Here is a 26,160-nt window from a genome sequence, read left to right as displayed (position 1 = left end):
CATTTTCATTCATTATGGGAGCCCGCGACGGATCGCGGGACCGCCTCTCATCTGACTCATGGCCACTTGCCGCACCCGTGGCGTAGTGGCATAACAACGCGACCACTCGACAAGGCCGAGACAAGGATAGCCATCTTGCGCATTTTTTCCCGTGTTTTACTGCTGATACTCATCGCGCTGGGCCTGATCCTGGCCGTGGTGCTGTACTACACCGTCAACCCCAGGCTGCCCGACTACGTGCCGGTGGAACAGGTGCGCTACCAGGACCAATGGAGTGCCGCCGACCGCCAGACCTATTACTTCACGCCCCAGGGCACCCAAGTAAAAGGCCTGCACTACAACTGGTTCACCGCCCTGGAACTGCCGTTCTCCGAGCGGCGTTTTGCCACGCCGGAGTACCTGGCGCGCTTCGGTTTCCTGGTGGACCCCAAGCAGGTACCCACCACGCAAAACCCCGGCAACCTGCCCGTGGGCTTCGCCCGGCACAAAAACGCCGACAGCAACGTCGAGTACCTGGATATTACCTGCGCCGCCTGCCATACCGGCGAATTACACTTCAAGGGCCAGGCCCTGCGTATCGACGGCGGCTCGGCCCAACACGTACTGCCTTCCAGCGTACCCACCTTGCGCGGTGGCAGTTTCGGCCAGGCCCTGGTCGCCAGCCTCGCCGCCACCTACTACAACCCCTGGAAATTCGAGCGGTTTGCCCGCCAGGTGCTGGGGGATCGCTACGACGCCGAGCACAGCCAGTTGCGCGAGGACTTCAAACAGTCGCTGAACCAGTTCCTCAAGGTCGCCTGGAACGACACCCACCGCGGCCTCTACCCCACCGAAGAGGGACCAGGCCGCACCGACGCCTTTGGCCGAATCGCCAATGCCAGCTTTGGCGATGCCATTTCGCCAGACAACTACCGCGTCGCCAATGCGCCGGTGGACTACCCGCAGCTGTGGGACATCTGGACCTTCGACTGGGTGCAATGGAACGGCTCGGCCCAGCAACCCATGGCGCGCAATATCGGTGAAGCCCTCGGTGTAGGCGCGACATTGAGCTTTTTCGACGCCGCCGGCCAACCGCTTCAGGGCGATGCGCGCTACCCGTCGAGCGTCAGGGTGCGTGACCTCAACCGGATCGAAGAAACCCTGCAACGCCTCAAACCACCGACCTGGCCCGAGGACTTGTTCGGCCCCGTCGACAAGCCCCTCGCCGCCCAGGGCCGCGCGCTGTTCGCCGAGAACTGCGCCGGCTGCCATGTACCGGCCGTCACCGAGGAAAATGGCCGCCCGGTGCAGCAGCTGAAAATGCTGCCGGTGGAGTACATCGGCACCGACCCCGGCACCGCCAGCAACATTGCCGACCAGCGCTATGACCTCAGTGCCCTGCAGTGGGACCCGGCGGAACTGGCCAAGCTCAATGTCGAACTGCACCCCACCCCCACCGAGCCGCTGGACCTGAAGAAAATGTCCGTGGCCAAGGGCCTGGCCTACGTCACCGCCTTCGTCGAAGATCACGCCTACCGCGCCGCCGGCGTCACCGCGGCCGAGCGCCCGCGCCTGGATGGCTACGGCCTGCCCATTGGCGTGCGCGAGTTGCGTGCCTACAAGGCCCGCCCGCTGGCCGGTGTGTGGGCGACCCCGCCGTTCCTGCACAACGGCTCGGTGCCGACGATCTACCAGTTGCTCTCGCCTCAGGATGAACGCAGCACCACCTTCTATAAAGGCACCTTCAACTACGACCCGCGTCACCTGGGCTTTGAGACCGCAGCGTTCAAGAATGCCTTCCTGTTCGATACCAAACTCACCGGCAACCACAACAGCGGCCACGAATTCCGTGCCGGCAAGCGTGGCAATGGCGTTATCGGCCGCAGCTTGCTGCCGCAGGAACGCTGGGCACTGCTGGAATACCTCAAAGTGCTGGGCGGCCCGCTGGAGCAACAACTGCCATGATGATCCGATCTCGATACGACCAACCTTCCCTGCTCGCCCGCCTGTGGCTGGGCCTTGGCCGGTTGCTCGGCAAGACCCTGTTGTGGCTGGTGGGCCTCGGCCTGCTCGGCTGGCTGGCGAGCACGGCCTGGTTTGCCTGGCAGCACAGCGGACCGGTGTCGCCGGACGAGCAGATCCCTGCGGGTGAAGCGGCAATGACCCAGGGCATTATCCAGACCGCCGTGCGCATCGTTGACCAGCATCGCGAAGGCACGCGCTACCTGCGCGATGCCCACGCCAAGGCCCATGGTTGCGTGAAAGCCGAAGTCAGTGTGCTGGCCGATCTCGACCCGGCGTTGCGCCAGGGCGTATTTGCCGAACCAGGCAAGACCTGGCAGGCCATGATGCGCTTGTCCAACGGCAACGCCTACCCGCAGTTCGACAGCATCCGCGATGCCCGGGGCATGGCGCTCAAGCTGTTGGATGTGCCGGGCAAACAATTGCTCGCCGACCAGCAGGCCCGCACGGAACAGGACTTCGTGATGTTCAGCCACCCGAATTTTTTTGTCAGCGATGTGGCGGAGTACGCGCAGAACATCGGCGCCCAGGCGGATGGCAAGAAAGTCCTGGCGTTCTTCCCCAAGGCCGACCCGCGCAGCTGGCAGGTGCGTCACCTGTTTATCGCCCTGGCAACCCTGGCACCCGCACCGGCCAGCCCGACACAGACCACCTATTTTTCGGTATCGCCCTACAAGTTCGGCGCGGCCAATGCCAAGTTCCGTGTGGCGCCCGACCCACAGAGCTGCCCGGAATACGCCCTGCCCAAGCAGAACCAGGACCTGCCGAACTTCCTGCGCAGCGCCTTGAGCCAGCAACTGTCCACTGACCGCGTGCCGGCATGTTTCGTGTTGCAGATCCAGCGGCAGAACCCGCAGAAATTCATGCCGATCGAAGACACCAGCATCGAGTGGAAGGAGAGCGATGCGCCCTACGAGAGCGTAGCCAAGGTGCGGATCCCGGCCCAGGATTTCGATACGCCCGAGCAGAACCTGGCGTGCGACAACCAGTCGTTCAACCCATGGTTTGGCGTAGCCGAGCATCGGCCCATCGGTGGCATCAATCGCTTGCGCAAGGCGGTGTATGAAGCGGTCAGCGATTACCGCCACAGCCGCAACGCCCCGTAAAGACTGCGTAACAATGGGCCCGGCGTCGTAAGGATTGCGTCGGGTCTATTGAGGCGCTTTCGCCGTAACTCTACCGTGGACGCCTACTCCATCACGTAGGAAGCCCATCGTGGAAAGCTCAACCCTAGGCATGATCGTCCTGAGCATAATCGCCGTGTTCGGCACTGCGTCTTTTTGCTTCGAGCACTTGGCCACGCGCCAGCCACGCAAGAAAAAGGTCAGGTAGCGTCAGCGCAAAGGCAAGGCGCAGAAAGGTCAAATCGCAGGCAAAAAAAACCCGCTCAATGAGCGGGATTTCTGTGGTGACCTGGCGTTCAGTGGGCCAGGTGACCGAATATGGCGCAGCGGACGGGACCATGAATCACCTTCTAACTAGCTGTAAAATATAAGATTTTAACACCTGTTGTTAAGTGTTTGGCCTTAATTGTGTACTCAAAATTCGACGCTGTAAATCATGTTGCGGAGGTGTCTGATCATCAGATCAACAGGGGCCGAGCAATCAGGTAGCTGAAACACGCTCAAGATGCTGCGGGCTGAATGAAGCGTTTCCACAGAGAACCGAGATCTGGCCACGTCTGCCCTACCGTGTAAGAGCTCACCGTCGCCGTCAACGCTCAAGGATCACATGTCACGCCGTTAGCGGATTCTGAAATAAAACATACTTGAAGCAGCAGTGTTCACGCTCGCTCTTGGCGGAAATTTCTTTCCAACACCGCTCACTCTGGCTGTACCAATCTGCGCCACCATAGCAAGCAACGCCGTACCGTGTACCTGCATGCGGTACACGGATAGCAAGAAGCGTCGCACGCATACGCTTTTTGACAGTCAGTCGCAGCACTTGGAAGTCACCGCGTCGGCTGACACTACAAGTGCGGTGTGAAACCCAGAAAATCAAGTGTCTCCGGCTTTCTCAAACCTCGTTTCCTGCGATTCGTCACAGCAAAACGACCAGACTCAATCAGTCGTGTTTTCGAGGCGTTGAGCGATAGACCGAACCTGGCCAACCGTTCCTGCAACTGCACTAGAAACTGCTGAACCTGCACTTTCGTCCTGAACCCAACCACACTATCATCCGCGTAGCGCCCAAGAATTACATCGCCACGGGCATGCCGCTGGCGCCACCGCCTTGCCCACAGATCCAGCACGTAGTGAAGATAGATATTCGCCAACAATGGCGATATCACTGCGCCTTGGCGCGTCCCCTTGGTCGCAGCCACCCTACGGCCATCCTCCATAACACGCGTTTGAAACCATTTGCAGATAAGCCCGAGCAGGCGCCGGTCTGCAATCCGGTGCCCCAGAAACATCAGCATCCATTCATGGTCGATCTCATCAAAGAACGATGCGATACCCGCATCCAATATCCAGTTCACCTTTGACTTTTTAGCGCGACCGTTAACGCATCCAGCGCATCATGCTGACTGCGGCCCGGTCTAAACCTATACGAGAATCCAAGAAAGTCTTCCTCATAGATCGCATTCAGGACGATAACAGCCGCCTGCCGTACGATCTTCTCTTCCAAAGAAGCTATACCCAACGGGCGTTGCCTGCCATCGGCTTTGGGAATGTAGACCCGCCGCGATGGCGTTGCCCGAAAAGCTCCTTTGTGAAGCCTTCCGTGCAACTCGGTCACACGCTGGAGAAGACCTTCCTCATAGTCTCGCCACGACATGCCGTCCACGCCCACCGCAGCATCGCGGCGCAGGGCATAGAAACTCTGCACCAATAACTGTGGTGTGATGTCGTGCGGGAATGCGGTGAACTGCATGCCCTTGCTCCTCTGGGCTGCTTCACTTACATACACCCTCAAGTCCAATCGACGCGCTACTGATCCGGCTCAGTGTCCGGGGGGGGCCTTTCGGTGTTTCCCTTGGCTACGTCCCTTTCCTCCCCTATCTCCGCAGGGCCAGGCCCTTTGTTCGATGGCTTCTCAGGTACTACGGACGTATCCGACTTCTCAGCGACGTGGGCAGCAGGGTTACTGCTTTTGGACTTTCCTGCTCCGCCCGGTGCCTGCGCACCGGGCACCGCTGAGATCTCCCAGTTTCTGAGCGAAGGACTTCCCGACGTGCATGGGGTCTTCGACCGCGCGATCAGAGCATGGCTGGTATATATCGCCATGCCCCGTATTGCCTTCTGCTTCGGATAACAGCATCGGCATCCCGGATTCCTGATTACGCGACTCAATGGCTGGCCCATCGGTTTCCCCTATCAACGCTTCACCCTGCACCTCACGGTGCAACATGCATGACTCGGGGTCTGGTTGATTCGCCATTTCTTACCAGTTCCGAACTTTCATCGACTATCCTTCACCAGCTTTAAATGGCGCACTAAGCGTCCGGCCTGGTCATCTATCCAGACCCGCAGTCAAGACGTGGGTTGATAGCGAGTCGCTGCGCCAAACTGCTGGTCATTTCCCAGACGGGGAAACTACATCTTGCCAGCCATCTATCAATTCCATATTTTGCGCAACGAGTCGGCAGGGTTTACCAGTGGCCTTGCGACAATTGCTAAGGGCATGCTGTCGCGCTGTCTTGAGTGAGCGCGCGCCGTAGTACCAATAAATGCTGCTACTGTCCTTGGACATTGCCATGGCTTTCTCGGTAACGCTTTGAAGATAAGCCTCAGCGCCCGCACGGTCTTCGGGCGCAAGCTTCGAAAGCAGCGGCGTTAATGCGCTGTCGTCCATGGCAGGAAGCCGATTGCTCCTGAGAAAATCTTCGATATAAGGTTTTAAAAGTAGATTGGCCTCTTGTTTGTAGAGCGTGTGCCCATCCTTACCGAATGGGGGTAGCAACGCCAGCTCAGCGTTACCGCCCCCCGAGCGATAACCCGCGATCATCCGAGCGACAAGATCTGGGCTGAAAAACGGATCATTCTCGGCGTAAATCCAGAGCGTTGGCGTTGGGTTGTCTTTGCCGAATTTCGTGAGGGTTCGCACAAGATCACTTTGATATAACGAGCAATTAGAGTCGGCAGAGCCCACATTTGTGTAGTGGTAAACGCCGCCAGAGATGTTGATTACCGCCGCCAATTGACGACCTGGTTGAGCCGCCAGATCTAACATTGAGGCTCCGCCGATAGAGATCCCAACACCTACTGCCAAGGATGGATCTGCGTCTGGACGCTCACGGATAGCCGCCAACGCGGCGCCAAGCTCTTTGCCATGCGCATCGAGAAATCGAGCCACATTGGGCTCAATGCAGGTTCCCCCTTCATTCATGAAGGTTCCGGTCGAACGGCCATAGCCGGGCCATAAAATTGACGCGGCAAGCCAGCCGCGGTGCGCAAAGTCGTGGGCGATATGAGCAAGCCAATCGGCATGTGCGGCAGACGGAGATGTAGCCGCCGAGCCGTTAACAATCAGTGCGATTGGGAAATGCCCCCCTTTTACGGGACGGACGATCAATGCTTCGATTTTCTCAATATGGAAGTTGATCTGGATAGGCAATAAGATCTGTTCTTCGCGTACCAACGTGTCTGCATGAGGTTGGCTTGCACAAAGCACCAGACCAAACATAACATTCATGAATCTGCGCATCGATTGCATTTAGAACACTCGCTGATACGTTAGCAGCCAAGCTTACACTGATGCTGCAGTAGCTGAACAACGTGAGCGGGCGATGAATACATTTTAAGAAGTCCTTAAATGCTTCGGCTGTTGGCTAACGGCACGGCTAAATTCACTACTACTCTCAGTACACAAGATCCCAGACACTCTGTCAAGTGACAGCGCCCATCAGATACTTTAAGCATTAAGTTACGAAATAGTGAGTTAATGGCAGGTGTTAAAGCACTGTGATCGCCGCCCTAGCGCGGACTCGTTGCCATGGCAGTCCCAACATCAGAGCGGGAAGTTGCTCGGTGTCGAGTTCTACTTCCGAGCCGTGCCGAATACCTGGCCAATGAAACGTGCCTTGGTTCAGCCTTCGCGTCGAATGCCAGATGCCCACGCCGTCACCCGAGCTAAATACAGGGTTGGTTTTATATTTGTGGTGGTTACGAGCGACGTACTAACAGACGTGATCAAACTCATCGAGATAAGCTAAATAATGCATGCCGAGTGATTTCCCTAAGCTAGAAATACAAAAGCCCGCAGCGATTTATCCCAAGCGGGCCTCAGAAGGTAGGCACATGGTTACCATATGCGTTGAACAAATAATAGAAATCAGCGAGCCGCTATTCAACTGTTAGTTGAATAGCGGCTCTATCGCATTACATCGTTACAGAGCGTTTACTCCTGAATGGTCGCGCTTGGAGCTGAACCGATGGCATCAGGACGCTCACAGGTGTCAATGAACTCGTACTCAGTACCGATCTGCACTTGGCGACTATAGGGCGTTCAGGATGGCACCTCGACCTTTTTTTCAATCACGCCGATCAAGCGGCCATCGTCTGCTACAAATGTTTTCATGATGGTGCCTCATATTGATAACAACCACATCGAGTAGCAGATCCGGCCATGGGCTTTTGGATGCAAGGATTGGCTCTTCACAGGATCCCTGCGCAGCGGAAAACGCGAGTGGGTGCTGATGAGCCTGATCCAGTCAGCCAAACTCAACGGGCATGACCCATATGCTTACTTGGAAGACGTTCTCACGCGTCTGCCGACGCAACGGGCAAGTGGGCTCGGGCAACTGCTGCCACATCGTTGGGCTCCTAGCTGATTTATGCTGACTTGGCAAGGTTTCTACGCCAGGCCTCCTCAAGATCAGTGCACGCTAGCCGATACTCTAGTTACTAAAGCCGAAGGCTTCCTCCGCAGTTACATGTCTGTTATCAGGGGCTCCCCATGATCAATCAAAAAGTTGACGTTAGCGCAAGCTTCAGCGTCAAAAAACGCCTTATGCTTTCGACATTTACAATAATTCTCGTATTTTTTGCATTGTCTGTCTTCATGATCCAGGCCCTTAAGAAATCTACCGACAATGTCGATGATTTATTTAATAAGGATTTTCTGGCGACGGAAGTGGTAAACAGCATTGATGGTGCGTTGACTCGCGTAGACATCAATATCCTGCGCATGATTGCCATCGGCGACCCGGTGCAGATCCCCCAATGGAAAGCACAGAACGAAAGCGCCTTTGCCCGGGTCGATACCCTGACCGACCAATTGATTACCAAAGAAAGCAAGACAAAAAGTGGCGACTCATTCGAAAAATTACAGAGCGACTATAGAAAGCTGCGTGACGGAATGCGCCATCAGACAACGGTCATAGAGTCAGGCGACATCCCCGCCGCAGCCAAAATCAATCGCGAAGAAGTTAAACCGTTTGCCGAACAAGTCTTTGGGACGCTCCAGCAACTGCGTGAAAGAGGCAAGAGCCAAGCAGAGCTTCGGTTTCAGGAGCAGGTAGCCTACTCCAGTCAAACGCGCAATATCGCAATAGTCGTGACGTTGCTTATCTCCGTAATAGGCGTAATCGTTACACTGATGACCACGCGCAGTATCCTGCGGTCTATTGGCGGCGAACCGAGTACAGTTGCTGACTTTACCCGCATAATCGCTCAAGGCGACCTTAGTAATAACATCGAAGTGGTTACAGGCGACAAAAACAGCGTGGCCGCAGCCGTCGGCAACATGCAACAGCAACTGCGCCAAACCTTGCAGGAGATCGCAACATCGGCCAACCAACTCTCGATAGCCGCAGGACAACTCACTAGCGTCACTCTAGAAGGTGCCAATGGTCTGCAAAAACAAGCAAATGAGATTGACATGGCGGCGACTGCCGTCAATCAAATGACCAGTGCTGTAGAAGAAGTTGCTCGCAACGCCGAATACACTTCACATTCTTCTAGCAGTGCTACTGCTGCTGCCGAAGAGGGCTCCGCTCTGGTCAAAAAAACTGTTACGGCTATCGACAATATGGGCGCGGATATAGGTAAAACCTCTCACCTGATTGGCGAGTTAGCCGACCAGTCCCGTGACATAGGAACAGTGCTGGACGTCATTCGTGGCCTTGCCGAGCAAACCAACCTGTTAGCGCTTAACGCTGCCATCGAGGCGGCGCGAGCGGGCGAAGCGGGCCGGGGCTTTGCCGTTGTAGCCGATGAAGTCCGTGCGCTAGCCCATCGGACACAACAATCGACTAGCGAAATCGAACGTTTGGTCACCGGTATCCAGAACGGAACTGACCGAGCCGTGGGCTCTATGCAAGGGAATACGGAGTTGGCCGCCAGTACATTGGTCATTGCAGAAGGCGCGAACGAAGCCCTCAGCAAAATTAACGAGGCTGTCAGAGAAATAAACGGTCTGAATTTAGTTATAGCTAGCGCATCACAGGAACAAGCGCATGTAGCTCGGGAAGTTGATCGGAATTTGGTAAACATCCGCGACCTATCGAACAAGTCATCACAAGGTGCCTCACAGACGACCAGTGCTAGCCATGAGTTGTCGCGACTGGCTGAAGATTTGAGTGGGATTGTTGGAAGATTCAAACTGACTTGAGATGCCCAAGCGTAGAGAGTTATGTAATCAGCGTACGGTAGTAATCAAGGGGCAATTCCCCATTGTTGTCTCACTTACCACTCCTCGAAAAAAGGTAATGGTGATCATCAGCTTGAACTACCGGCGATTATGAATGGACAGGTCTTGTGTGTGTCAAAGATGTGCTGACGTGGCAAGCCAGTGAGATTTATCAACTTTTCCGCATCAGTTGATACCCGTCGAGGTCACCCAAATTGACTTCGACGGATGCATACCTTGATCTCGCGGGGCCGGGTAGATGACTTGGCCGGACGGATACCCAGGACTTTCATCCGGTTCCGCCCGGCGGTTCGCGAAGAGGTAAGCGCAGTGCCAGCGCGCATGTCCATGAGCTCGATGGCGAGCCAGATGACATCGACACGAATCATTGGGCCAGGCCACGAATAAAACACGCGCAGCCGTCCGGATCCGAGGCAGGCCATTTAACGGTGATGAATTTATCGCCCAGAGGTAGCGAGATTATCACCATCTCTTCTGTTGCTCGTCTTGGTGCCGCTTTTACCGGAACGAAAGCCAACAAGGTTGCAGGTGATTGATGCCGGTAATTCGGTAGCCATTTGCGGATCACGTTGGCATGGATGCCGTGATGGATGGCTACGCTGGACATCGTCGCTCCAGGTTGCAGGCACTCCTGGACGACCTGGGCTTTGAACGGTTTGGGGAAGATCAATTTAGGTGGATACCATCGTCTCAAGCGACGGTGTCAGGAAGGTGTGTTGCCCGGACGGTTACGCACAAAAAAAGCACACGAGGTGCCTCACCATTGGCGCGACAGCGGATGCCGGTTCGGCTGTTCAGCAACGATGGCTTTCCCTGATGACTGAGTAAGGGCCGCGTAGGTGCGACCGAAAGACTCGGCCCGTCGCTCTCGATCCTCAGGGGTCCCTGCGAAGCTATCAAGTTCATTTCCCTGTCTCCTTACCCGTCGAAATCACCGTGAGGTCGTGCGTGAGCGTGAAGTGGCGATGACCGCGCCCGTAATGATCAACACCGCGGGAATCATCAGGATCGGCTTGGCATCGCTTTGCCCCACGGCAATCAGCAGCAGCGTGGAGAACAGCGGCGCCAAGTAAGACAGGGCGCCCAACATCGATAGATTTCCGTGCTTGGTCGCGTGGTCCCAGGCGAAAAAAGCCAGGCCGACCGGGCCAAGCCCTAGGGCAATGATTGCCGCCCACTGGCCCGGTTCAGGCCGCGCCGTGGTTTCGAACGCCAGGTGACATAGCCCTCCGGCCACTGCCACCAGCCCGCAAATACCCCCGATGATGCTGCTCGGAACATGGCTGAAACGCCGGTTGAACACCGAATAGATCGCCCAGACCCAGGCGCAGGCAAAGGCTGCGGCGTAACCGATCACCGGCATCGACGCACTGTCACTCTGGGCCCGCAGTTGCATGATGAAGGCCGTCCCCGCCAAGCCGAGCAACGCGCCGAGCAACTGGCGCTTGCGCAGCGACTCGCCGGTGGCAAAGCTCGACAGCAGAACGATCAGCAGTGGCCACAGGTAGGCAATCAGGCTGGCTTCAGCCGCAGGCGCGACCTTCATGGCAAAGAAATACAACGCGTGATAGGCGAAGATCCCGGCAAACCCCGTCGCCCACACAGGCCAGGGCTGGCGCCAGCCGCTGAACCCAGCAGCGCCACGCAGCCCCAGCACGCACAGGCTGGCCACGAACGCGACCGCGAAGCTCAAAGCCAGTAACTGAAAGGCCGGGATCCCTTCGGTCAAGGTGGTCAGAAGCGCCAGGCACGCCCACAAAAACACGGCAATCACCCCGATCAGCGTCGCACTGGCGGCGCCCTTGGCAAGGGTGATGGATGGGTTGGAAGTGCTCATGCAAGCCCCGTCTGCGGATAATCTTCAAGCGGTAACAATAGGAAGGTCGAGAGAGCGAGTATTGATCAGGCCCGCCAAAGAATTGTTCGGGACTGCTGTTTTTTCAGGGGGCGCGCCCTTGTTTACGCACACCGGCCGGCGTCAGGTGGCGGGCTTTCTTCAGGGCATGGGTTAACGCACTCTGGTCGGCGTAACCGGTGCGATGCGCAATATCAATGATCGACAAGGACGTTTGGCGCAGCAGATCAATGGCCAGATTCAGGCGCAAGTTCGCGATATGCGAGAACGGGGTTGTGTTCAGGTGCTGCCCGAATAGGGCATACAAGCGCCGCTCGCTGGTGCCCGCATGACGCGCAATATCATGCACCGTCAGGGCGGTGGCCAGGTGCTGCTCGATGTAGGCCAGCGCGCGAGCGAGAATGAACTGGCCAGGGTCGCTGCGCGCAACCTCGGGCTGCAATAAAGAACACAACAGCAACCGACTCCAGGACTCGGCCATCGCGAGCGAGCCGACCAACTGTGGCCCGTTGCTGCTGGCGTAATCGAGCAAATGCCGTATATCGGGCCTGACCGCAAAAAAGCGTTTGTCGTTGAGGGGGTCAAGGGACGCAGAAGTGCTTTTATGCGCTTCGCCACGGTCGGTCGATACATCCAACACCAGAAAATTGTTATGGGTGTTGGCCAGAAACGTATGCCGGGAATCCGCGCAAATCACGACGCCTTGGCTCGCGTCGACTTTGCCACCTCGTCCGTCGACCTCAATTTCCATTGAGCCGGACTGAGAAAGGACTATTTGATGAAAGTCATGTTCGTGCAGCTCAACCTCACCTGAATAAGAGCGCAACGCCAGGGAGAACGATTGGGGGCCGGTAGCGCTCATTCATGATTCTCCATGCGTCGAGGCGTTTATCCTACGTTACCGATACACGCGAGGGCCAGTCCATCCCAGGCGAAAGTAATATTCAACTTACCCTCCCTGAGCGCCTACGACTTGTTATCAATAACGGGAGATTGAAGCTTCACGTGCTCCCTGATTTTATCAGGGGAACTGCCATATCTTTGATAAAAATATTTTGAAAAGAGATAGTAGTTAGTGAACCCAGCTTTGAGCGCCAATTCCTTGGGCGTCATCAGGTTCAATGGGTCAGACAATGCCAAGTTGACACTCTCCAGTCTGACGCCCCTGATATATTCAAGTGGCGTCATCCCTCGATACTTCTTAAATCCCAATTGTAGCGCACGAACACTCACGCGCGTGTAGATCCGACGTTTCGCCTCAAGCCAGTTAAGCAACTGCTCAAGAGCCTTGCATTTTTTGTACTGAAACTCTCAAAAATCTAAGGCATACCGGGCGATTCTTATGACGCGCCTATCGCAGAGCAATCACCGGTTATATGCCGTAGCGGTTGTAGCGCTGACGTAGAACCTCACCATCGTAAACCTTGTCGGAAAAAAATCTGGTAACGCTGGCGCAACGTCACTTACCGAACAGAAGAATGATCTGTACCTAAAATGGCGTACTGGTAACGAGTTGATGATGCCTATATGCGGTCTTTTCGCAAAAATTAAACATTCAGGAATATATAACGCAAAAAATTATTTAAATAAAACGAATAATTTAAGAAAAACGCATCTTTCTCTTTTCCTCGGGGAGATGGAACGAGAAACGTGCATATTCTAGCTAGACATACAAAGACAGGCATGTCCTAATTCCAATTTAGCTGCTCCCTGTATCCAAATCTGCATACCTACAGACAGTAGCGACGATGAACGCGCGCCGGGCTCACCGTAACCAGTAGTCCACACAGGGAATCGAAGCAATGGTCAGCGGCATTCAGCAACACAACAGTAGTCAGGAGGTTGCTCCGATGAAAAATAGCAGTTTTCACTCTCATAGCGCGAAAGATGAACTCGCAGTGCGGGTGATTCGCTGGAAGAAATTACCCGCAGCGTTGGTGAAATAGCCGAACGCAATCTGGTGATAGTCGGCGCCGCTGAAGAGCAAGCTCGAGCATCCCGGGAAGTTGACCGAAATTTGGTGAACACTCGGGTTTCTCAGCGAAATCCTTGGCAAGTGCCACTCAGACCAATTCAGCAAGCCACGAGATCTCACGCGTGGCGGCGGTAGCGCTGAACAAATGGTAGTCCGATTCAAGCTATGACTCTTAGAATTAAGCTTTGCTATTGCTCACCGGATCTATCATATGCCATGAGTTCGACAATTAAATTCATGAACGATTCTCTGGAAATATACCGCCATCAAAACCGGAACACCGACGTTATTTAAAACTCTATTTTGGTCACCAGTATCCCCAAGATATTCTGGGTGGGCGAGATTGATAGCTACTCTCTGCGTGATCTGGAAGATCTAAACTTGTTCAGCCTCTCGATCAAAATCATTGCGACCTGTGCGGATCTGCATCAGCGCATCAATACGCTGCGTGCCCTATCAGTCGATGACGAGTTGGATGCCATGATCAGATTGGCCACCGGGCATAGGGCCAAGGCGTTGGAGTGGGGCTTTGTCATCCTATGTGACGAATTCAGTGCCGGCCCGCTCTCTACCGATAATGATCCCGTACAGCGGGATGACGAATTGAGTTGGCTCTACGTAGCGGTGACACGAGCCATGAGGGTTGGCCGCTGAACCCAATGGTGTTGGCCATCCTGTAGCGCTATATGGATGCGCCATTATCTCAAAAAGCCTTCCTCGCGCATTGCATCGCAACGCCTTTGAGATAACTCGATTACTGATCAAACTGAAGATCTTCAGGCAAAATGAAGAAAAACTCCTCTTCAACGCCGCATTCTTTAGCGGCACGTTCAAGTGAAACATAATCCCAGGCAGGATTTGGCCCACTAGCAAAACTCACAAGCGCGTACGTGTCCTCACTGGATCTGCCCGTTCCTTTGGGGTAATGCTCCACCCATCGGCTAAGTGCCGCGACCTCTGAGAAACTCAACTCACGATTTAACAAACCGGCTTTTCTAAACTCCCACACTGCCTTTGCAAAAATTTCCTCAACGACGCTTGTAATGGGTGTGCCTGCGTAGTTTTTGAGTTGAGAGCATAGAAAGATATACGTTCCGTCCGAATTCACACGCCCCCTTAAAAAACACGTCCCTGTCTCTCCATATCCAGGAAATAGAAAACGTCGAAAATCTTTTTGAAATGCAGTCATAACAGGCTCGAAATAAGGGCCGATTCCAACACGATATTACATCAACGAAAATCAATCGTCAGCCGACAGGCTAAAATTATCAGTTGGCCACTGATCACTTTCCGACTGGATGCACGTCCCGATAATGGAAAAAGCTGGCGCTTTCTGTGATTGAAAAGGTGGCTCTGATTCGCTAAGTATTTGAGTACCACACCTAGTCCCCCTGTTTGAGTAGATCGTTCGAACCAAAAACTTTTGATGTTCAAGCCCGAAGAGTTCACCTCTAAACCAAATCCTCAGAATTTCCTTGCAAAATCCAGACCACTACAAATTCTCGCTTTGTTAGGTGCGAAGGCTGGAGCATAGTCAGCGTAAAGCCCGTGATCAGAAGCGAAATCAAGGTTGGCAATCACAACGCCCAGAGCTGAGACTATGGAATCGCATTGCCCATGTATCTGCTGTTCTATGAACGCAATATCCACTGCGATTGATGGGTTCGTTACCGCCGGAAAAAATACATTCAGCCCTAAAGATGGTTTTCTTGCGGTGACCAAAGATTGATCACCGCGAGCTGTCAGTATCAGAAATGACCAAGTACTAACCGTGATTCAGTATTCGCGTCGCACTCCACTTACTTACCGACTTGTTGTGCCAACACTCCTCGTTTTTTGTAAGCGGCATGCTTATCTATCAGGCATCGCTGGGTCAGCCTCGGGACAGGCCAAAACCTGGACGTGATGATCCGTCAGTTAAATACTCTGAAGGACATGGCGCGTCGGAGCGCCCAAGTCGCCGATGAACAGGGTAACCGCTTCTTCTTCAGTTACCAGGGCCAAGCTGGTGATATCGCTCGTTTGCGACACGAGCTAGAAGATTCACTCGTTACTTGCCGTGCGCAGTCTCGCGATCCCGTTGAGTCTTCGGGCCAACACGCAACGGAAGGAAGCAAGCCATGAGCGGTGAAATCCTCAAGGGCGTTGATGCACTCAGCGGGTTAGGCAAGATGCCAGACGACACTATTCTCTGTATCACCCTTGCGATCACCCAGTAGGACATTCTTGAAGGGCATCTCGAGCAGCTGTTGCGTAAGGCTGTTGTGGACACTCAGACGTCTATCCTGACCCGTGAGGATATTGCCACAGCCTGCCAGCTACTGGACCGCGAGGACAAGTTGCTTCGAGATGGCGCAGCGTTTTTCTTGCGCAGGGAAGACGGTGCTCTTGCAAGGTTGAATGATTCTGAAGATGGTCGAACTAGAGATCTAAATCTAATTACTTCGGTGTTATCAGGATGAGAAGCATAAAACAACGACTTTTTTATCTTTTTCCCAATATTTTTGTAGTTCTAAATAAAGAGCGCATTTTCCCGTGCCTCGACGGCCGTCTCCCACAGTTCTATCATCCAAGTCTATTAGATTAGCGACCTGAAATCCGAAGTTGCGACTACAACGGGCTTAGAAGGTCCGTATTTATTGGTTAAAACCTAACCTTGATAGATTAGATTAAAAGATCATCTTTCGTAACTAGCTGTGCTCAAAAAATTGATTTATTGAATATTTAGCACTAAGAAATATTAGGAAACGACCAAACCTAACCAAAAAAACCTTAACACCTCTTCGAAAAGACATAAAAAACAAGGTCTTCAGAGCGTTCAGCAAAAAACTAACCCTCCTAACCTTTTTCCCACGGCCAACATAAAATGCTGGGCATAGGTAGGTTGGGCATCGCTAATCACCTCATCAAGTGATCGCTATGCCCGGAACATCAATCCGCCCACCAGCAAGCTTTCCGGCGTCGCTTTAACAAGGCTGCGTTAAATGCTGAAGCGACCTACCAGCGCATTAAGGTCTACTGCCAAGCGCGATAACTCATGGCTTGCAGAATTGGTTTGCAGCGCTCCTGCTGCTGACTGTGCTGAGAGATCACGGATGGCTACTAGATTGCGATCTACTTCGCGCGCCACCTGAGCCTGCTCCTCTGCTGCGCTGGCAATCACCAGATTCCGCTCATTGATCTCCCCGATGGCAGAAAATATCTCCTCCAAAACGTCACCGCTGGCTTGGGTGATAGTCAGGTTGTCTTGAGCCTTGGCCGTACTTGATCGCATGACATCGGCAGCCTGCTCGGCGTTGCTCTGCACCGTGGCGATCATCTGCTCAATTTCACGAGTCGATGTCTGAGTACGATGAGCTAGCGTGCGGACCTCATCGGCTACGACTGCGAAGCCACGCCCTGCCTCGCCGGCACGTGCGGCCTCGATAGCTGCGTTCAGTGCTAAAAGATTGGTCTGTTCGGAGATCGAGCGGATTACATCCAGCACTGTGCTAATGTTTTGCACCTCGCTGGCCAGGTTCTGGATACGACCAGCACTATCCTGGATCTCCGACGCCATCAACTTTGTTCCTTGGATATTCTCCCGTACTTGCGCTCGGCTCTTCTGGGAAAGATTGTCGGAGGCGGAGGCAGCTTGTGAGGTGGATATAGCGTTCCGCGCCACCTCTTCGACCGCACTGGTCATCTCGGTTACTGCAGTAGCCGCCTGTTCTAGCTGCTGGTCCTGCTGCTGAAGACCGCGGTTGCTCTCTTCTGTGACTACATTTAGTTCTTCAGCAGCGGAAGCCAACTGCGTGGCAGAACTGGCGATCAAGCTGAGCGTCTCGCGTTGACTAACTTGCATCTGCTGTAGTTCGGAAAACAACTCACCGATCTCGTTACGCCCTGGAACTATAACCGGCTGGGTCAAATCTCCACCGGCAATGCGTCGGAAGTGTACGCCTGCCTCACGGAGTGGGCGTAAAACGCTGCTGGAGATAAAGCCCCAACACAGCAAAGCCAACGCCAAGGTCACTACCGCTAGAGTGATCGCCATGGTCTGCGAGACTTTAAGACGATCAGCCGACTCTGCAATTATCTGCTTGCTACGGGTATCTAGTTCATCAATCAATTTGGCGCGGACAGCTTGTAGTTTGGTCATGCCTTTGCCCGCGGCAATATTCACCTGGAAATAATCCTTGGCCGATTGCGCACGTGTAGCTGCCCGCTGGCCGACGATGGCGTCGCCGTACTCCGTAAACGCGGCCTTCAGCTCATTGACATAACCTTTAAGGGACGGTTCGGTGATGTCGGCGGTGGAAGCCTCAATCTTGGCAATGGCCTCCTTCCAGATAGCCTCACTAAGAACCAGCCGGGCCTCGGCATCCTGCTGACGCCCGGCCATGATTTCTATAAAGGCCGAAGACACGTTGGCGCTGGTGCGAATTGCTAATAGAAGGGAATTGTTGATGCCGTCAATCTGACTCGTCGCTCGATCCAGTTCGCTGATCTGGTCGTGGCTGCGTTCGGCCGAATGCCAGTTATTAACTACCGAGAATAACAGCGCCAAAACAAACGTAAATAATACAGCGACCATTCCGGTGCGGACTTTGAGATTGGGAAACATCGCGTTAGCTCCAAGAAAAAGCCTAGAGAGGGCTCTAATGCTCATTTATCTACTGCAAAGAGAAAAGCTTTAGGCCGTGGGACTGCATTTTGGGCGATCAGCGAACGGTAATTTTTATGTCTTTAATTCGACATATAAATCGATATGGCTAGAGACGGGTGAAATATGGCACATTGAAGGTTATGTGGTACGAAAATGGTACGGGGGGGGAGAAAGCTGCGCTACAGGCACCGGGTTGCAAAGCCTGCAGGTTTAGACGTTCCAATACATCACTCGGCGCAACGGAAAAGCGGAGGGAGAGGGCCTGCGGTGAAGCTAGGACTAAGGGCAGGTTGCTCTCAGTGGTGCATTACTAGCTGTCGGCATGGGAACCGTGAAACCTAAGCATTAAGTTGCACGCTCAACTTTTACATCAGATGGCTGCCTGGCAGTTTAAGGCGAAGAGGTGTCTACGGAAATCGGGGCGATTCATACATCCAACATATGAACGACGACAGCACCCAATGATTGATCATAGAGCAGACCTTGCAGCTTGCCAGCCGCCGCCAAGACTCTGAATCAACGCCACACTGCCCTGGCTGATCTGGCCCTGGGTGTCGCGAAGGTTCTGCTCGGCTTGCAGCAACACCAGTTGCTGGGTCAGCACGGCCTCCTGGCTGACAGTGCCGGCGCGCAGCTGCGCTTCCTGGCTGCCGAACAGTTGCTGGTTGCGCTGATAAACCTGCTGGAACGCATCGGCCTGGGTTTGCAGATGGTTGATCGCCGAGAGGTTGTCTTCGACGTTCTGCAAGGCGCTGAGCACGGTGCCCCGGTAGTTGGCGGCGATCTGGTCGTAGCTGGCCTCGGCCTGCCTGACCGCCGCTTCACGGGCGCCGCCGTCGAACAGGGTTTCCGCCAGGGCCGGGCCCAGGGTCCAGATGCGATTGGGCAGGGAGAACAATCCGCCCAGCGCGCTGCCCCGATAACCGGCCTCGGCGGTGAGGTCCAGGGTCGGGAAGAACGCGGCTTCGGCCACGCCGATTTTCGCGTTGGCCGCCGCCGCCGAGCGCTCTGCCGCCACCACGTCGGGACGCCGTTGCAGCAAGGTTGACGGCAAGGTCAGCGGCGGGCGTGGCAGCACGAAGGTGTAGTCATCCCGCGCTGCCACGGCAAACTCGCTTGGCGCCACACCCACCAGCACCGCCAGTGCGTGTTCGTATTGCTCGCGGTCGCGCAGCGAGGTCTGCAAATCTGCGATCGAGGTGGTCAACTGGTCCTGGGCCACCAGCAACTGGTCGTTGGTGGCGACGCCCTGGGTGCACTGCACCTGGATCATGTCCAGCAGTTGCTGATTGATCTTCTGCTGTTGCTGCAGCAGGCGTACGTCGATATCCATCTGCCGCAGCGCAAGGTAGTTGCTCGCCACGCTGGAGCTGATGGACAGCCGCACCCCGGCCAGCAACGCGTCGGATTGCTGGGCCGTGGCCTGGCTGGACTCTATCCCACGCCGCACCAGCCCCCAAAGGTCCGGCTCCCAACTGGCAGTCAAGGACGCGCTGACGCTGTTCTCGACACCGCCCGAGGTAGTACTGGACGTACTGCTGCCGCTGCCGCCCACACCCCGCGAACCCGACAAGCCTACGCCGACGGTGGGCCACAACCCGGCCCGGCTGGACGCCACCTGCGCCTGGGCCAAACGATACGCCGCCTCCGCCGCGATGATCGACTGGTTGGCCTTGGCCGAGCGCGCCACCAGGTCGTTCAGTACCGGGTCCTGATAGGCCAGCCACCACTGGCTGTCCATCGCCCCTTGGGGGTTGGCCGCCGCACGCTGCCACTGGGCGCCTTCCTTGAAGGTCTGCGGCAGCTCCATGGCGGGCTTCTGGTAATCGGGCCCGACCATGCAGCCGCCGAGCAGCAGGCTGATGCAAAGCACGCTGTATTTCACGTTCATAACCTTGCTTCCTTATGCCGACCCAGGCGCTGTGACGCCCGGTCGAGCCACAGGTAGATCACCGGGGTGGTGTACAGCGTCAGCACCTGGCTGAACAGCAGGCCACCAATAATCGAAATACCCAACGGCCGGCGCAGCTCCGAACCGTAGCCGGTGCCCAGCACCAGCGGCAGCGCGCCAAGAATCGCCGCCAGGGTGGTCATCATGATCGGCCGGAAGCGGATCAGGCACGCCCGGCGAATCGCTTCCTTGGCCGTGAGGCCAAACTCCCGCCGCTCGGTGATCGCGAAGTCGATCATCATGATCGCGTTCTTCTTCACGATGCCAATCAACAGAATCACCCCCACCAGCGCGATGATCGACAGCTCGGTGCCGGTCAGCAGCAAGGCAATCAGCGCACCGACACCGGCCGAGGGCAAGGTCGAGAGGATGGTCAGCGGGTGCATCAGGTTTTCGTAGAGGATGCCCAGTACGATATACACCGAGAGCAACGCGGCAACGATCAGCAACGGCTCGCTGGCCACCGACGACTGGAACACCTGGGCCGTACCGGCAAACTGGCCGACCACACTGGCCGGCATGCGCAGCTGCTTCACCGCGTCGTCCACCATTGCAGTGGCCTGGCCGATGGACGTGCCGGGGGCCAGGTTGAACGAGACCGTCACCGCCGGGAACGTGCCCTGGTGACTGATGGAAATCGCGGTACGCGCCACCGTGTTATCCGCCAGGGCCGACAGCGGCACCAGGGTCTGTTCGGTGGTCAGGTTGGGCGCCGCCGTGGTGCCTTTGGTGGTCGTGGCCTGGGTGCCCGTCGGCACATAAATCCCCTTGAGCGCTGAAGGGTCGGTCCAGTATTCCGGGCCGATTTCCATCACCACGTGATACTGGTTGGCCGCGCGATACAGGGTGGCGACCTGGCGCTGGCCAAAGGCGTCGTACAGCGCCTGGTCGACCGCCGAGATACTCACCCCGAGGCGCGCCGCCGTGTCGCGGTTGATCTGCACATTGGCCAGCAGGCTGTTGTCCTGCTGGTCGGTATTCAGGTCGGTGAGTTGCGGCAATTTGCGCAGCACCTCCACCACCTTGGGCACCCATTCATCCAGGGATGCCTGGTCATCGGCGGTCAGGGTGTATTGGTACTGTGCGCCACTTTGCCGGCCACCCACGGTGATGTCCTGCGCCGACTGCAAATACAGCTTGGTGCCCGGCAGGTCGCCGAGGCTGCGGCGGATTTGCCCGATGATCTCGGTGGCGTTGTCCTTGCGCTCGCCCAAGGGCTTGAGCAAGACAAACATCTGCGCACTGTTGACCGCCCCGCCGCCACCTCCGCCGCCGACAAACCCGGCGACGGTTTCGATATTCGGGTTTTTCATCACCTTGCGGTTGATCTCGGTGAAGTCCTTCTGCATCGCCCCGTAGGAAATGCTCTGGTTCGCCAGGATGCTGCCCTGCAAGCGGCCGGTGTCTTCCTGGGGAAAGAAGCCCTTGGGCACCAGCACGTACAGCACGCCGGCGAGGACGATCACCAGCACCGTGACAAAGCCCATCAGCACCGTATGCTCGATCACCCAACCCAGGGTGCGATCGTAGAAGCGGTGAAAGCGCGAATCCGGGTGTTCGTTGCCTGCGTCAATCTCTTTCGGCGCGCGCAGCAGCACGCTGGCGAGCATCGGCGTGACGGTCAGGGAGATCAGCATCGAGATCACGATGGCCACCGACAGCGACACCGAGAACTCGCGGAACAACCGCCCGACAATCCCGCCCATCAGCAGCAGCGGAATAAACACCGCCACCAGGGACACGCTGATGGTCAGCACCGTAAAGCCGACTTCACGCGCCCCTTCCAGTGCGGCCTCCACCCGGGTATTGCCGCGCTCCAGGTGGCGCATGATGTTTTCCACCACCACGATCGCATCGTCCACCACAAAGCCGGTGGAAATGGTCAGCGCCATGAGGGACAGGTTGTTCAGGCTGTAGCCGAGGAAGTACATCGCTCCGAAGGTGCCCAGCAGCGACAGCGGCACCACGATCGCCGGCACCAGGGTGCTGCGCCAGTCGCGGAAGAAGCCGAACGTCACCAGGGTCACCAACAGGATCGACACCAGCAACGTCACTTCCACGTCGTGCAACGAGGCGCGGATGGTGGTGGTGCGGTCCATCAGCAAGTCGAGCTTGATCGTCGCCGGGGTCGAGCTCTGCAAAAACGGCAGCGAGGCTTTCACCGCGTCCACCGTCTCGATCACGTTGGCCCCTGGCTGCTTGAACACCACCAGCAACACCGCCGGCTTGCCGTTGGACAGGCCGAAGTTGCGCAGGTCCTGCACGTCTTCGCGCACGTAACCAAGGTCGGCGATATGGATCAGGTCGCCGTTGTGGGCCTTGACCACCAGCGGCCCGTAGTCCTTCTCATCGAGCAACTGGTCGTTGGCGGCAATGCCATAGTTGCGGTCACCAATGGCCACGTTGCCCTTGGGCAAGTTGACGTTGGACGCATTGATCACCTGGCGCACCTGCTCCAGGCTGACGCCGTACTGGTTGAGCCGGTCGGGGTTCAATTCCACCCGCACCGCCGGCAACGCGCCGCCGCCCACCGTCACATCACCGACCCCGGTGGTCTGCAACAACTTCTGCTCCAGCAGGGTCGAGGCCACGTCATACATCTGCCCCGGCGTGGCGCTGTCGGAGGTCAGGCTGATGATCAAAATCGGCGAGTCCGCCGGGTTGACCTTGCGGTACGTCGGGTTGCCGGACAGGTCGCTGGGCAGGTTGCTGCGGGCGGCGTTGATCGCGGCCTGCACGTCCCGGGCGGCGCCGTCGATGTCGCGGTTCAGGTCGAACTGCAGGATGATCCGCGCCGAGCCAAGGCTGCTGGACGAGGTCATCTGCGTGACCCCGGCGATCTGCCCGAACTGGCGCTCCAGGGGCGTGGCCACCGAACTGGCAACTGTAGTGGGATCGGCTCCCGGCAACGAGGCGCTGACGCTGATGGTGGGGAAATCCACCTCCGGCAGCGGCGCCACCGGCAGCAGCATAAAGGCCAGCGCGCCAAACAGCGCGAGGCCGGCCGCCATCAAGGTGGTTGCAATCGGGCGGCGAACAAACGGCGCGCTGAGGTTCATCGCCATCAGACTGCTTCAGCCGGACGGCGGCTGAAGCGTTGCCCCAGGCCATGCATGGCAAGGAAGATCACCGGCGTGGAAAACAGGGTCAACAGTTGGCTGAGCAACAACCCGCCGATAATCGCGATGCCCAGCGGATGCCGCAGCTCCGAGCCAATCCCCGTCCCCAGCGCCAGCGGCACCGCGCCGAACAGCGACGCCATGCTGGTCATCAGGATCGGCCGGAACCGCAACTCCGCGGCCTGACGGATCGCCGCCGTCGGGCTCAGGCCGCCCTCACGTAATAACTCCAGGGCAAAGTCGACCATCATGATGCCGTTTTTCATCACGATGCCGATCAGCAGCACAATGCCAATCAAACCGATAATGTCGAACTGCGTGCCGGTCACCAGCAGCGCCAGCAAGGCCCCGAGCGCCGCCGAGAGCAGCGTCGAAAGGATCGTCACCGGGTGCACGAAGCTCTCGTACAGAATCCCCAGCATCAGGTACACCACCACAATCGCCGCCACCACCAGGAACACCTGGTTGGACAGCGACTGCTCGAACGTCGCCGCCGCACCTTCGAGGTTGGCCTGCACCGACAGCGGCAAACCGACCTTGGCCTCGATGTCCTTGAGCCGCGTCACCGCCGCGCCAAGGGTCTGGCCGGGCGCGAGGTTGAAGGACACGTCGGCATACGGAAACTGGCCCAGCCGGTTAATGGTGACGGGCGCCCGCACCACCTGCAGGGTCGCCATGCTCGACAGCGGCGCGACGCCGCCACCCGGGATGTCCACGTACAACCCCGTGAGCAGGTCAGGCAAGTTGCGCGGTGGATGGTCGGTGGCGATTACCACGTGGTACTGGTTGAGCTGGGTGTAGATGGTCGAGACCTGGCGCTGGCCGAAGGCGTCGTACAGCACATCATCGATTGCCTGGGGCGTGATGCCCAGCCGCGAGGCCGTGGCGCGGTCGAATGTCAGCTGGATCTGGTTGCCGAACTGCATCGCCTGGCTTTGCACATCGGTGAACATCGGGTCTTGCTTGATCGCGGCCAGCAGCTTGTTGGACCACTGTTCCAACTCGTCCGGGTCGGTGGCTTGCAGGCCCAGGCGGTAGCTGGTGGTGGATACCGTGGCGTCGAGGGTCAGGTCCTGCACCGAGTGCAGGTACAGGCGGATGCCGGCGTCGTCAGCATTCGCATCGGAGAGCCGGCGGATCACTTCGGTGGCGCTGTCACGTTCACCCCGCGGCTTGAGGTTGATCAGCAGGTTGCCCTGGTTGACGGTCGGGTTGCTCTGGTCGATCCCGACAAAGGACGACAGGCTTTGTATGGCCGGGTCCTTGAGGATTCGGGCGGCCAGGCGCTGCTGTTCGGTCTGCATCTGCTGGAAGGAAACCGTCGGCGCCGCCTGGGAAATGCCCTGGATCAGGCCGGTGTCCTGGTCGGGGAAAAAGCCCTTGGGCATGATCGCCAGAATCATCAGGGTCAGCGCGGCAGTGAGCGCTATCGAGATCAGCGTTAACGTGCGGTGCGCCAGTACCCAGTCGAGGCCACGCACGTAGTGGGTGTTGATGCGGTCGAAGAAATCCGCGCGGCGCTCCTGGTGCTTATTCTTCAGCATTCGCGCGCACATCATCGGCGTCAGGGTCAGCGAAATAAACGCTGAAATAACGATGGTCACGGCCACGCTCATGGCAAATTCGCGGAACAATCGGCCGACCACATCACCCATGAACAGCAGCGGGATCATCACCGCAATCAGGGCAATCGACAGCGAAATAATCGTGAACCCAATTTGCTCCGCCCCCTTGAGCGCCGCCTCCAGCGGTGAGTCGCCGGCCTCGATGTAGCGCGTGATGTTTTCGATCATCACGATGGCGTCATCCACCACGAATCCGATGGCGATGGTCAACGCCATCAGCGTCAAATTGTTCAGCGAGAAGCCCAATGCATAGGCCACCGCCAGGGTGCCCACCAGCGTCAGCGGAATGGTCACGGCGGGAATGACCGTCGCCGGCACGTTGCGCAGGAACGCGAAAATCACGATTACCACCAGCCCGATGGCCATGGCCAGTTCGTACTGCACATCGGTGACCGAGGCGCGGATGGTTTGGGTGCGGTCGGTGAGCACATCGACCTTCAAGGTGCCCGGCAAACTGGCCCGCAATTTGGGCAGCAATTGCTGCACGCGGTCGACCACCTCGATCACGTTGGCGCCGGGTTGGCGCTGGATATTCAGCACAATCGACGGCGTGCTGTTGGTCCACGCGGCCTGGCGCGGGTTCTCCGGGCCCTGGGTGGAAGTGGCGATCTGCGACAGGCGAATCGGCGCGCCGTTTTTATAGGCGATCACCAGGTCGCGGTATTCCTCGGCCGATTGCAGCTGGTCGTTGGCACCGATGGAATACGCCTGGAACTTGCCGTCGATATTGCCCTTGGCCTGATTGACGTTGGCCGTGCCGAGGGAAGTGCGCAGGTCGTCGATGGACAGGCCAAGACTGTTGAGCGCCGAAGTATTCGCCTCGACCCGCACCGCCGGGCGCTGGCCGCCGCTGATGGTCACCAGTCCGACGCCGGTGATCTGCGAGATCTTCTGCGCCAGCCGTGTATCCGCCAGGTCTTCGACCTTGGTCAGCGGCAATACGTCGGAGGTCAGGGACAGGGTCAGCACCGGCGCATCCGCCGGGTTGACCTTGCTGTACACCGGAGGGTACGGCAGGTTGGCCGGCAGGAAAGTGCCGGCGGCGTTGATCGCGGCCTGCACTTCCTGTTCGGCGACGTCCAGGGACAGCGACACGTCGAATTGCAGGGTCACCACCGAAGCGCCGTCGGAGCTGGTGGAGTTCATGGACTTGAGGCCCGGCATCTCACCGAGTTGGCGTTCCAGCGGCGCGGTAATCGACGAGCTGACCACGTCCGGGCTCGCGCCGGGGTATTGGGTGAAGACCTGGATGGTCGGGTAATCGACTTCGGGCAAGGCCGACACCGACAGCAAGTGATACCCCAACAGGCCGAGCAACAGTACCGCCACCATCATCAAGGTGGTGGCGACGGGACGTTCGATAAAGGGCCGCGAAATGTTCATGCTCGGCAGT

Annotated in this window: 18 protein-coding genes and 4 pseudogenes; 7 read left to right on the top strand and 15 right to left on the bottom strand. The window is 57.0% G+C overall.

Going from position 1 to position 26,160, the window contains the following annotated elements; genetic code table 11:
- The first annotated feature begins 135 nt into the window (after positions 1 to 135).
- Together BLW22_RS07350 and BLW22_RS07345 are read left to right on the top strand one after the other, a co-directional pair.
- Entirely contained in the window at positions 136 to 1,944 is a 1,809-nt protein-coding gene (locus BLW22_RS07350) for a di-heme-cytochrome C peroxidase (RefSeq protein ID WP_065924527.1), read from the top strand.
- Positions 1,941 to 3,107, top strand: coding sequence for a catalase family protein (locus BLW22_RS07345; RefSeq protein WP_074845079.1), 1,167 nt, complete (start codon positions 1,941 to 1,943; stop codon positions 3,105 to 3,107). Before BLW22_RS07350 ends, BLW22_RS07345 begins: the two co-directional genes overlap by 4 nt.
- 124 nt (positions 3,108 to 3,231) lie before the next feature.
- Here the strand turns inward: BLW22_RS07345 and BLW22_RS34835 are convergent, their stop codons facing one another.
- From BLW22_RS34835 to tnpB, 5 genes are all read right to left on the bottom strand, one after another.
- Entirely contained in the window at positions 3,232 to 3,465 is a 234-nt protein-coding gene (locus tag BLW22_RS34835) for a hypothetical protein (protein ID WP_159440237.1), read from the bottom strand.
- A gap of 505 nt (positions 3,466 to 3,970) precedes the next feature.
- The gene (locus BLW22_RS35235) at positions 3,971 to 4,480 is read right to left on the bottom strand and encodes a reverse transcriptase domain-containing protein (protein WP_235865562.1); all 510 of its coding nucleotides are present in this window, start codon (positions 4,478 to 4,480) and stop codon (positions 3,971 to 3,973) included.
- Entirely contained in the window at positions 4,477 to 4,875 is a 399-nt protein-coding gene (locus BLW22_RS35230) for a reverse transcriptase family protein (RefSeq protein WP_235865561.1), read from the bottom strand. The genes BLW22_RS35235 and BLW22_RS35230 overlap by 4 nt, the downstream gene beginning before the upstream one ends.
- 642 nt (positions 4,876 to 5,517) lie before the next feature.
- The gene (locus BLW22_RS07330) at positions 5,518 to 6,657 is read right to left on the bottom strand and encodes a hypothetical protein (protein WP_074845076.1); all 1,140 of its coding nucleotides are present in this window, start codon (positions 6,655 to 6,657) and stop codon (positions 5,518 to 5,520) included.
- A 238-nt stretch (positions 6,658 to 6,895) separates the two neighbouring features.
- Positions 6,896 to 7,060 (bottom strand): IS66 family insertion sequence element accessory protein TnpB, encoded by a 165-nt coding sequence (gene tnpB / locus BLW22_RS35870; RefSeq protein ID WP_143045102.1) that lies wholly within the window; start codon positions 7,058 to 7,060, stop codon positions 6,896 to 6,898.
- Positions 7,061 to 7,534: 474 nt separating this feature from the next.
- Here tnpB and BLW22_RS07315 point away from each other — a divergent pair.
- From BLW22_RS07315 to BLW22_RS35855, 3 genes and pseudogenes are all read left to right on the top strand, one after another.
- A pseudogene (locus tag BLW22_RS07315) lies at positions 7,535 to 7,774 on the top strand (transposase domain-containing protein); the annotation flags it as partial.
- Positions 7,775 to 7,899: 125 nt separating this feature from the next.
- Positions 7,900 to 8,430 (top strand): annotated as a pseudogene (locus tag BLW22_RS35865) (MCP four helix bundle domain-containing protein); the annotation flags it as partial.
- 111 nt (positions 8,431 to 8,541) lie between these two features.
- The gene (locus BLW22_RS35855) at positions 8,542 to 9,555 is read left to right on the top strand and encodes a methyl-accepting chemotaxis protein (protein ID WP_459564949.1); all 1,014 of its coding nucleotides are present in this window, start codon (positions 8,542 to 8,544) and stop codon (positions 9,553 to 9,555) included.
- A 403-nt stretch (positions 9,556 to 9,958) separates the two neighbouring features.
- Here BLW22_RS35855 and BLW22_RS07305 read toward each other — a convergent pair whose 3' ends face one another.
- The 4 genes from BLW22_RS07305 to BLW22_RS35850 all read right to left on the bottom strand — a co-directional run bounded on the left by BLW22_RS07305 (position 9,959) and on the right by BLW22_RS35850 (position 12,682).
- Complete coding sequence (locus BLW22_RS07305) at positions 9,959 to 10,264, bottom strand: transposase (RefSeq protein ID WP_074845070.1); 306 nt, start codon at positions 10,262 to 10,264, stop codon at positions 9,959 to 9,961.
- 261 nt (positions 10,265 to 10,525) lie between these two features.
- Complete coding sequence (gene yddG, locus BLW22_RS07300) at positions 10,526 to 11,431, bottom strand: aromatic amino acid exporter YddG (RefSeq protein WP_074845066.1); 906 nt, start codon at positions 11,429 to 11,431, stop codon at positions 10,526 to 10,528.
- A 103-nt stretch (positions 11,432 to 11,534) separates the two neighbouring features.
- Positions 11,535 to 12,311 carry an AraC family transcriptional regulator gene (locus tag BLW22_RS07295; RefSeq protein WP_074845063.1) on the bottom strand — a complete coding sequence of 259 codons (777 nt, stop codon included), beginning with the start codon at positions 12,309 to 12,311 and terminating at the stop codon, positions 11,535 to 11,537.
- A gap of 104 nt (positions 12,312 to 12,415) precedes the next feature.
- Complete coding sequence (locus tag BLW22_RS35850) at positions 12,416 to 12,682, bottom strand: helix-turn-helix domain-containing protein (protein WP_159440236.1); 267 nt, start codon at positions 12,680 to 12,682, stop codon at positions 12,416 to 12,418.
- Between the two features lie 1,060 nt (positions 12,683 to 13,742).
- Here BLW22_RS35850 and BLW22_RS07285 point away from each other — a divergent pair.
- Positions 13,743 to 14,078 (top strand): annotated as a pseudogene (locus tag BLW22_RS07285) (DNA helicase); the annotation flags it as partial.
- 100 nt (positions 14,079 to 14,178) lie between these two features.
- Here the strand turns inward: BLW22_RS07285 and BLW22_RS34340 are convergent.
- On the bottom strand, positions 14,179 to 14,613 hold the full coding sequence (locus tag BLW22_RS34340; RefSeq protein ID WP_143045101.1) for a hypothetical protein: 435 nt from the start codon (positions 14,611 to 14,613) through the stop codon (positions 14,179 to 14,181).
- A gap of 713 nt (positions 14,614 to 15,326) precedes the next feature.
- On the opposite strand from BLW22_RS34340, the gene BLW22_RS35845 reads away from it, so the two are divergent.
- Positions 15,327 to 15,548, top strand: coding sequence for an RAQPRD family integrative conjugative element protein (locus BLW22_RS35845; RefSeq protein ID WP_413038054.1), 222 nt, complete (start codon positions 15,327 to 15,329; stop codon positions 15,546 to 15,548).
- Between the two features lie 856 nt (positions 15,549 to 16,404).
- Here the strand turns inward: BLW22_RS35845 and BLW22_RS35840 are convergent.
- The 5 genes and pseudogenes from BLW22_RS35840 to BLW22_RS07260 all read right to left on the bottom strand — a co-directional run bounded on the left by BLW22_RS35840 (position 16,405) and on the right by BLW22_RS07260 (position 26,150).
- On the bottom strand, positions 16,405 to 17,268 hold the full coding sequence (locus BLW22_RS35840; protein ID WP_413038059.1) for a methyl-accepting chemotaxis protein: 864 nt from the start codon (positions 17,266 to 17,268) through the stop codon (positions 16,405 to 16,407).
- Between the two features lie 3 nt (positions 17,269 to 17,271).
- Positions 17,272 to 17,460, bottom strand: a pseudogene (locus tag BLW22_RS35835) (HAMP domain-containing protein); the annotation flags it as partial.
- Positions 17,461 to 18,541: 1,081 nt separating this feature from the next.
- Entirely contained in the window at positions 18,542 to 19,963 is a 1,422-nt protein-coding gene (locus tag BLW22_RS07270; RefSeq protein ID WP_074845045.1) for an efflux transporter outer membrane subunit, read from the bottom strand.
- Positions 19,960 to 23,082, bottom strand: coding sequence for an efflux RND transporter permease subunit (locus BLW22_RS07265; protein ID WP_074845199.1), 3,123 nt, complete (start codon positions 23,080 to 23,082; stop codon positions 19,960 to 19,962). The genes BLW22_RS07270 and BLW22_RS07265 overlap by 4 nt, the downstream gene beginning before the upstream one ends.
- A 5-nt stretch (positions 23,083 to 23,087) precedes the next feature.
- Positions 23,088 to 26,150 carry an efflux RND transporter permease subunit gene (locus BLW22_RS07260; RefSeq protein WP_074845039.1) on the bottom strand — a complete coding sequence of 1,021 codons (3,063 nt, stop codon included), beginning with the start codon at positions 26,148 to 26,150 and terminating at the stop codon, positions 23,088 to 23,090.
- Between the last annotated feature and the right edge of the window lie 10 nt (positions 26,151 to 26,160).

Origin of the sequence: Pseudomonas marginalis (assembly GCF_900105325.1) — a bacterium.
In the GTDB taxonomy this organism is placed as follows: domain Bacteria; phylum Pseudomonadota; class Gammaproteobacteria; order Pseudomonadales; family Pseudomonadaceae; genus Aquipseudomonas; species Aquipseudomonas marginalis.
This window is presented reverse-complemented; position numbering and strand designations above follow the sequence as displayed.